At 62.4% G+C, this 1,037-nt stretch carries 1 protein-coding gene; it reads left to right on the top strand.

The genetic code is table 11. From position 1 onward, the window contains the following. Nucleotides 1-88: 88 nt before the first annotated feature. Nucleotides 89-1,037: IS481 family transposase (locus NP503_RS33175; protein ID WP_095770220.1), on the top strand; the 949-nt coding region annotated here is incomplete at its 3' end.

Here is a 1,037-nt window from a genome sequence, read left to right as displayed (position 1 = left end):
CTAGGTGTGAGCTTTCGAGAGGTTGTCCATTCGGACCGGACCGAGGAGACTGGAGTTACCACGCTTCAGCATCCATCGGAGGGTCCGAATGAACATCCACAAGAATGCCCGTCTCACACCGCTGCGTCGAGAGGAGATGGCGTTATCGGTGATAGAAGGCGCTTTTTCCAAAGCCCATGCGGCGCGCGTCTATGGCGTGTCGGCCAAGATCGTGGCGCGCTGGGTCGAGCGCTATAAGACCAAAGGGCGGGCCGGCATGGTCGACCGCTCGTCGCGGCCCACCGTCATGCCGAGCCTGACCGAACAGTCCGTGGCCGAGCGCATCGCAGCCTTGCGTCGCCAGCGGCTGACCGGCAAGCACATCGCCCATGAGGTCGGCGTCTCGCCCGCCACCGTCAGCCGGGTTCTCAAGCGTGCCGGGCTGTCGCGGCTCAGGGATATCGAGCCGGCCGAACCGGTCCGGCGCTACGAGCGGGAGCATCCCGGCGAGATGATCCATATCGACATCAAGAAGCTCGGCCGCTTCAGCCAAGTCGGCCATCGTATCACCGGCGATCCGCAAAAGGGCAAGTCGCGCGGCGCCGGCTGGGAGTTCGTCCATGTCTGCATCGACGACGCGTCCCGCATCGCCTTCTCGCAAATCCTGCCCGACGAGAAAAAGGAGTGCGCCATCGCCTTCCTCAAGGCCGCGGTCGCCTATTACGCCAGCCTCGGCGTCACGATAGCCCGCGTCATGACCGACAACGGCTCCTGCTACAGATCAAAGGCCTTCGCCAAGGCCTGCCGCGATCTCGGCCTCAAGCACGTCACGACAAGACCCTATACGCCCAAGACCAATGGCAAGGCCGAGCGCTTCATCCAGACAGCACTGCGCGAATGGGCCTACGCCATTGCCTATCCGACATCCGATCATCGTGCCGCCGAACTGCCTGTCTGGCTGCACAGATACAATTGGCATCGTCCACATGGCAGCCTAAAGTCAAAAACGCCTATCAGTCGCCTCGCCCTGATCGAGGACAACCTGTTGAAGCTCCACA

Source organism: Mesorhizobium sp. SEMIA396 (genome assembly GCF_024518615.1).
Classification (GTDB): domain Bacteria; phylum Pseudomonadota; class Alphaproteobacteria; order Rhizobiales; family Rhizobiaceae; genus Mesorhizobium.
Note: the sequence above shows the minus strand (reverse complement) of the source record. Positions and strands in the feature narration are given on the sequence as shown.